Here is a 7,428-nt window from a genome sequence, read left to right as displayed (position 1 = left end):
GGGCCGTAGCCGACGAGTCGTTCGAGGAGTTCGTTGACTGCTGCGGCTGCGGTGGCCGTGGTGTAGGCGATGACCGCGGGTTCGACACCAGGGAGGGCAGGAGCGTAGCCCTCTTTGGCAAGTCTGGCCTGCTCCTCAGTAGGCCGTTCCTGGGCGGCCGCGATCTGGAGCGAGATCCTTTCTCGGCAGAGCAGGCACGCCGCACCCGGGTGAAGGACGGTTACTCGGCCGATGATGTCGTGGACCTGGCCGTCTCCGGTGGAGCTGATCTGGATGCCGCAGTCGATCAGGGGTGTGAGGTAGGTGCAGGAGAAGCGGGAGAGCCTCATGCGGCCGGCGTCGTCGTCGGTGCAGCCGAAGACGACGTCCGCGCCGACAATCTGCTGCGCGATACGCCGGTGGCTCACGGTGCCGACGACCGGCCTGATGTGCACGCCGTCGGCGATGCGCTGGAGGTGGTCGGCGACGACGTCGACTTTGTGACGGCCGACATCGGCGGGGGTGGATCCGTAGACCCGGGTGAGGTTGCTGTCGGACAGCGTGTCGGGGTCTACCAGGGTGAGGTGGCGGACGCCGAGCCGGACCAGCTGTTCGGCCACCGCTGACCCGGTTCCGCCTGTCCCGACGATGGCGATACGCAACTCGGCGAGGACGCGCGGGATCTCGGCTCCGAAGGCGCGAATGTGCCGGTCGTGCAGCTGCGGCAGTTGGGGGACGGCAGCGTCGAAGGAGCGCAGGAGGCTGAAGCGGGCTCCGACGGTGAAGACGCGGTCGATGATCGCGGTCTCCTCGCCTTCGATGTGGCCCGTGAACGTCAGGTGCCCGTCGTGATGCCGGAGGATCAGTGCACCGTAGAGGCCTGATCCGGTGCGGGCGGTGAATGCCGGCGCCAACTGCTCGTCCACGACCCGGTCGTGGCGGCTTGGCTCAGGAGTGCAGCCGTCTGCCGGGTGGGTGTGCACCCAGAGGGCAACGCAACCAGCCGCCTCGGCGGCGCGCAGCGCGGGCAGGTAGCCATCCGAGGCGATGCCCAGGCTCTTCTCGGTCCGGTCCAGGTAGGCCTCGTCAGGCACCTCGACCAGCTGGACGGCGATGAGGCGCAGGCCGCCGTTGCTTAGGCGAGCCCGGCGTGCGAGGAGGACTGCGGCGCTCTCCAAGGGCTGCCGGGCCAGATGCAGCAGGGCGTCGGCGACGTCGAAGGGCAGCACCAGGGTGGTGGTGTTCATCCGGCCACCCCTGCCGCGGTGTTGAGTTCGGTCCGGAGCAGGGCGATGTAGCTCTCCAGGCCGTCGATACCGGCAAGCCACGTTCCGGGGGCGAGGTGCCGGGACCAGCGCTGCCAGGTCCGTCCGCGATAGGTCTCATGGAGGTCCGTGGCCGGGATGGCACCGCCCTGGGTGGTGGTCAGTGCCGGCGACACCCACCACATGTCCGGCGGTACGTCGGGATGCAGAGGCGACAGGCGCAGCAGGACGTCGGTCGCGGGCGCGCTCAGCCCCGGAGGCAGTGCAACGTGGGATAGCTGGACGCACAGCATTCCGGCGTCGTCGAAGACTTCGTAGTCGAAGCCTTCCCGGCGCAGGAACACGTGGTCCTCTGCAGGCAGGTCCATCCCCGTTCCTCCCCTTACCTGGCGCCCGGGTTGATACGCCCGGGCGCCGTGAAGAACCGCATGCCGTCGCGCAGCCGGACAATGTCGTCGTCGGCGATCTTCTTGTCGCGCTTGTCGATGATGTCCAGCCACAAGTCGCGGTCCGAGGCGACCGGCGGGGCGGGCACGGCCCGCAGCTCGAGACCGGTCATCCGCTTCTTCGTCATCGTGTAGCGGGTGCGGTCGATGTGGATGGTGATCTCGTACGGCTCGCTGAAGAAGCGCATACCTGGGGCGAGTTCGATCGTCTCGCCCTCTGCCAGGGGGCGGTCCTGCTCGTCGGGGATGTCGAGCCACAGTTCCTTGCCGTCGGGGATCGGCGGGCGCGGGAGTCGGCGCAGGTCCGCCTCCGTCACCCTCCTGGCGCGGGAAGCGTACTCGTGGCCGTCGATGAAGACCGGGATGTGCCGTTCGGCTGCTGCCGGCGTTTCAGACGCGTTCATGGCGCCCCTCCTTGTCCAGAAGGCAGGTGCGACGACGCCTGTTGCGGTCGCACAGGTGTGGTGGGCCTGAGTCTTGGGGGCTTCAGGCTTGATCCAGGACAGCACGACGGAGGACTGCTCCGCAATCAATTTTCGGATGACAGTTTCGCTGACATAGCAGGCCCGAAGAGAGGCCGCGTCAGGCGCGGCCCTCTCTTGTCACAGACCGTGGGGCGGGTGCCTACTGAGGGGAGGAGATGATGCCGAGGTTCATCAGGCGGTAGTTCATGGCGACTTGACTCATGCCGAACCGCTCGGACAGTCGCACGACGAGTTCGTCAGCAGTCTGGAACTGGGTCTTCTTCACCTCGCGGCGGACCATCACTTCCGGCGCGAGGAGCGCAGCGGCGAACCGGTTGGCCTCGATCTCCTCGCGGTCGGTTGCCATGCTGGAGACCGTGTCCCGGAGGTTCACCCGGATGTCTGTGTCGAGGATGAGTGGACGGCCGCGGTGCAGAAGGAGATGGCCGAGCTCGTGCGCCACGGTGAAGCGCTGACGCACAGGCGCGTGCCGGCGGTTCACGCCGATGACCTTCTCGCCCTCCTTGCGCAGGAGCATGCCAGAGACGTCGTCCTTCATCTCCTGCTGGACGACGAGAACCTCAAGGCGTTTGGCGAGCTGCTCCGGCTCGACTGGCGGCTCCTCGATCCCGAACCGCGCCAGGAGCGCCTTGGCCGCCGCGTCAGACCTGGCCATCTCGGCCCCTCATCCCTTCAGCGGCCGACGCGACCGACGCGACCGCGTCCGCGAGGTAATCAGGCAGATCACTGGCATGCCCGGCCCCCTCAAGCTGCGGGAGCAGTTCTGCCGGCTCAACGTGAAGAGCCGCGGCGATACGCACCAGCCGGTAGAGCGGCGGCGCCTGCACCCCCGACTCGATATTAGTGATCGATCCCCGGGTCAGACCCGCCTTGCGGGCCAGCAGCTCCTGCGTCAGCTCCGCCTGCAACCGAGCCGCACGCACCCGCCGCCCCACGCCCGCATTGAACGCCCGCTCGTCCACAGCACTCCCACGATGTCAGTATCACTGACATTCCAACCTAGTACACCACCCGCAGGACCACCACAGCGCCACCCGCCGATCCGTCTCCCTCCGGCTGTCCGCCGTGTACCGATCCACGGCACATCCGGACGACGATGGCGGAATGACTCAGCATCTGATCACCTCGGCCGCACCGCTGCTCACGTCCTGGCCCGGTTAGGCAGGGGATGCCGCTGTAGGGTCAATCAGTCTCGAGACGGCGGTTCCACACGCCGCTGAACGTGGCGACTTCGTCGTCCGACAAGTCACTGGGCCCATAGGTACGGAACATTGTCGTGTCCCATGGGCGCCGCCCGCTGTAGTTCGGAGTCAGAAGTACCCCCACGGTGGCGAGGCCATCGGGACACCCAGTGCGGCCGGCAACCTCGTGATGCCGCAACTGCACATAGCTGCCGAACGCGGCCCGCACGTCCGCGTCGAAGTGGGTGGCGCACGCGAAGAGTGTCAGGCGCGAGGCGTCCGCGTTCAGCTGTCGTCTGAAGCGCCACTTGATGTCCCCGTCAGGGACCTGCTTCACGTCATCCAACATGTCCAGCAGCAGCTGGCCCCATGCCTCGCGGATGCCGACCGGCAGCCGGTCCAGATCCGAGAGCACCGCCAGGCGGTCTTCCTCGCTCGCATGTGCGGGTAGTGGGCTGGTGGTGATGTCTTCCATCACGAAGCGGATCACCAGGTGGGCATGCGTGCCGCCGGCTCCGACCGGGGCCTGCGGCAGGAGCGGTGTGGAGTACAGGATGCCGCCGGGGCCGACGAGTTCGGTGTCAATGTCAGCGGGCGGGGCTTCGGAGTCCGCGGCGGCGAATTCGTAGTGGCGCACCGGTTCGTCGCCGAGCGGGATCGGGGGCTCGTCGGCAGCGCGGAAGAGGTAGTCGAGCACCGCGGTGGTGGAGCGCAGCTGGTTGAACAGGAAGTCCCAGTCGCGCCGGGTCAGCGCAACCGCGGGCATCCCGATTGGTTCCCAGGCGGCCACGGCGTCGGCTGGTACCTGGTCGTGGTCCAGGAGAAAGACAGCAATCCACTCGTAGGCGTTGCCGTCGACGGCCAGAGTGCGGTCGCGGCCGTTGACCATGTCGGCCGAGTGCAGGCGCAGCTGGCGCACGGTGCCCTTGGCCTGCCGCATCGCCTTGGCTGCCACCTTCTGGATCCAGGCGATCTCCTCGACAGCCACCTTGGGCGCGATCGTGCGGGCCTTGACCTGCACGATCGCTCCGCGATGGGCGGTGAGCAGCAGCCGGTCGCCCAGTTCCCGCCGACCGGAACCCTTGGCGGCGTAAGCGGGTTGGAACACGAAGTCGGGCATGCCCCACGCGGCTGCGGCGGTGTGAGCAGCTTCCTCCGCGCCGGGTCCATGCTCGACTCCGGACGGCAAGGGCAGCGCCGGCGGTATTCGGCGCACGTACGGCCCATTGGGCGTGTCCACGACGAGCGTGACTGTGCGCGGGTCGTCGTCCTGGACGAAGCGCCACAGTGCCGATGCAGTCTGGTCGTTCACAACGCCATTAGACGAGGCCACAGCAGAGAATGTCCCGCGGTTTTTGTACCTCGTAGGTGAGCGGAAATCGTGGTCATGCGAGACGCCTGAAAGCCCAGCGCAGCAGTTTCCGGTCGACATGGGCGTGGTCGGTGCGGGCCAGCGCGGTGCCGGTGTGAGGGGTCAGCCGTGCCCAGTTGGGGGAGGCGGTCGAGCCGAGCGGGGGTCCCACAGATCACTCGGAGAAGTGGAGCGGTTGCTGTAGCCAGCCAATGGCTTTGAGGTCGTCGGCGAGCCACGTGTAGGCAAGGTTGGTCGCTGGCCGAGGCGAACCGGTCGGGAGCGAGATCAGATGGTCTGAGGTGCGCCGGAAGACGGTTTGACGGGTGCCCGGCATCAGGGGCTCGGCCGGGGAGCGGAGGGGCTGTGGTGCGCTGGCGAGGGTGAGGGCGACATAGGGCGGGGCATTCAGTCCGGCGGGATCGGGGCTGAGGGTGTAATACAGGCCGCTGCCGTCGGGGCCGGCCTCGTTCATGATCACTTGCCCCTCGGCGCGTACGGGCAGGACGCTGGAGAGGCCTAGGGCGGATCCGAAGCGGGGGAAGTTCTCGGTGACCAGGTCGCGGTAGCCGGTGACGGCGTCGCGGAGCACTTCGGTGAGGATCGTGACGGTCAGCTCGGGCGAGTAGTCCTGCCAGCGCCAGCGGGTGGCGGCATTGTGCCGGTCGGGCAGGGGCCGTGGCGGTGCGAGGTACTCACCGTGAAGGTCGGTGAGGCGGGCGTCGATCCAGCGGATGTCGTGCGAGTCGACCCGTGCACTGTCAGCTTCCCAGCGGGACATCACGGACGTGTTGACCCGGGCCATCATCTCGGCGACCGCGGCACGCAGGTCCTCCAGCGGGATGGCAGTGGTCCACCGCTGGTGCTTGATCTGCATGATCTGCTGGGCCAGGAGCCATACCCTCTCCCCCACCAGCGGCGAATCCGCAGGCAGAGGGAGGCGGCGCTGGCGCAACAGCCGTGCCAGGGGACCGCTTAGCCGGTCACGCGACCACCGCCACCGCTCCAGATGCCCGCCCGGGAGCTCGAATGAGGTTCCCGACTCCCACCCGGCCGCCAGCGCGCCGTTCAAGTCTGCGTCGGGCAGGCGGACCAGCTCCGGCTGCGTGGCTTCACGGGCCTCGTACAGGGTCATCCCGCGGCCGTGCAGGCGCACGCCCCACTGGACGAGGCGGCCCTCGTGGTGGTGCGCCAGCTGTGGGCCGCAGGCTCCGAAGCCGTCCAGGAACGCCTGGACGGCATAGCGCAGCCACCGTCCGGCGTCCAGTGACGGGTCGCTGCCCTCTTCCGAAGCGTCACGGCGGACACGGGGACGGCTGGGGCGGCCGATTTCGTCAAGGATCCAAGATGCGGCGGCGGGGTTGGCGCGGGCCAGGCGGAGCATCCACTCCTCGGCTGTCGCCTCCAACACCGTGGAGACGGCGAAGGCGAGGGCGTATCTCCAGCCAGGGAAGGAGTGGGCACCGGCGGCCTCCTCCAGGGCGACCACGCCGGAGCGCAGGGCTTGGGCGGCGAAGTACTGCTCGAAGAGGGGCAGTGCAAACCGCAGGCCGGTCTCGTCGTGGACGACCAGACCGGTCTCCGTCAAGGCCCATACCTCCGGATCGGTGCCGAACGCGGCGGCCGTTACCGGCTCCAGGGAGGTGAGGATGCGGGCAGCCAGCCGGGCGAGACGGTCCCAGGTCTGTCCGTCGGCATGGGGCCGCTCTCGCTCAACGATGTCCGCCGCGAGGCCGGACAGCAGCTGCAGAGGCGAGGCGTCGATCTCCCCGCCGCTGGCGATGCGGGCCGCCATAGCCAGTACCAGCAGTGGGCTGGTCATCAGTTTGCGGGCCTCCGGCGTCCACGCTGCCCGTGGCGGCTCCTCGCCCAGGACACACCGCAGCAGGCCGGCTCCGCGCTCGAACGGCCACGCAGCGATGGTGAGGAGTTCCTCCGGCGTCACTTTGACGCCCTCGCGGCTGGTCGCCAGCACCCGCACCGTCGGCCAGACCAGGACCAGGCGCCGTGCTTCGTCCAGGAGCTGGTCGGCTTGCCTGGGCGCGAGGCTGTCGAGGTCGTCGATGACCACCCGGCACGGCCGTCGTGGGTCGCCCCCGATCGCCTCGATCACGGCGGCCGACAGAGTCGAGTTGACCTGACGGGCATACAGCCACACTGGAATCTCGGCGTCGTCGTCGAGCTCTGCAACCTCAAGCCCCTCCTCCAGCCAGCGCCCGGCGTGCTCGCTCTTTCCCGCGCCCATCGGCCCCACGAGCACCCGTACCTGGCCTTCCGGCACCATCAGCGCGGGCTCAAGGTGCTCGGACATCCACTCCACTACGGCCGCACGGCGGTGCGCTGGGACGGGGCTCAGCTTGACCATGCGCCGGGCTTGCGCCTCCCGCCGGGCAAGGTCAAGGGCTTCCTGCCGGGAGCGCGAGCGGGCGGAGAAGGGCACCGCATCCGCCACCGCAGCAGTAAACCGGTCCAAACCGAAGGAACGCTCGAGGACCTCTTCGACCTCGGTATCGGTCAGCGGCCTCTGCGTGGCTTCCTCGTGTGTATCCAGCTGCGTGCGCTTCCACTCGCGCAGCAGATCTGCCGGGAAAAGGTCGGGGAAGTCGTCGATCTCCTTGGCGTGCGCCTGGCACAGCAGGATCAGATTGGCGGCGCTGCGGTTCTCCGCCTCTGACATGTGCGGATCCCACCGGGGACCGTTCTCCCGCCGCGCGTGGATGT

General features: G+C 68.3%; 8 protein-coding genes. All 8 read right to left on the bottom strand.

Annotation, left to right across the window (positions count from 1 at the left end; translation table 11 throughout):
- Positions 1-1,226: ThiF family adenylyltransferase (locus ACQEVG_RS19040; protein WP_432984882.1), on the bottom strand; the 1,226-nt coding region annotated here is incomplete at its 3' end.
- Complete coding sequence (locus ACQEVG_RS19035) at positions 1,223-1,612, bottom strand: E2/UBC family protein (protein WP_432984880.1); 390 nt, start codon at positions 1,610-1,612, stop codon at positions 1,223-1,225. The genes ACQEVG_RS19035 and ACQEVG_RS19040, both read right to left, overlap by 4 nt.
- 14 nt (positions 1,613-1,626) lie before the next feature.
- Entirely contained in the window at positions 1,627-2,094 is a 468-nt protein-coding gene (locus tag ACQEVG_RS19030) for a multiubiquitin domain-containing protein (protein WP_432984878.1), read from the bottom strand.
- Between the two features lie 220 nt (positions 2,095-2,314).
- A complete protein-coding gene (locus ACQEVG_RS19025) occupies positions 2,315-2,830 on the bottom strand; it encodes an ImmA/IrrE family metallo-endopeptidase (protein ID WP_432984876.1) in 516 nt (171 codons plus the stop codon).
- A complete protein-coding gene (locus ACQEVG_RS19020) occupies positions 2,817-3,137 on the bottom strand; it encodes a helix-turn-helix domain-containing protein (RefSeq protein ID WP_432984874.1) in 321 nt (106 codons plus the stop codon). The genes ACQEVG_RS19025 and ACQEVG_RS19020 overlap by 14 nt, the downstream gene beginning before the upstream one ends.
- 220 nt (positions 3,138-3,357) lie before the next feature.
- Positions 3,358-4,668, bottom strand: coding sequence for a hypothetical protein (locus ACQEVG_RS19015; protein WP_432984872.1), 1,311 nt, complete (start codon positions 4,666-4,668; stop codon positions 3,358-3,360).
- 73 nt (positions 4,669-4,741) lie between these two features.
- Complete coding sequence (locus ACQEVG_RS19010; protein WP_432984870.1) at positions 4,742-4,879, bottom strand: hypothetical protein; 138 nt, start codon at positions 4,877-4,879, stop codon at positions 4,742-4,744.
- A 3-nt stretch (positions 4,880-4,882) separates the two neighbouring features.
- Positions 4,883-7,384 carry a hypothetical protein gene (locus ACQEVG_RS19005; RefSeq protein ID WP_432984868.1) on the bottom strand — a complete coding sequence of 834 codons (2,502 nt, stop codon included), beginning with the start codon at positions 7,382-7,384 and terminating at the stop codon, positions 4,883-4,885.
- Positions 7,385-7,428 lie beyond the last annotated feature (44 nt).

Origin of the sequence: Streptomyces sp. CA-135486 (genome assembly GCF_050936555.1) — a bacterium.
Taxonomy (GTDB): Bacteria; Actinomycetota; Actinomycetes; order Streptomycetales; family Streptomycetaceae; genus Streptomyces.
This window is presented reverse-complemented; position numbering and strand designations above follow the sequence as displayed.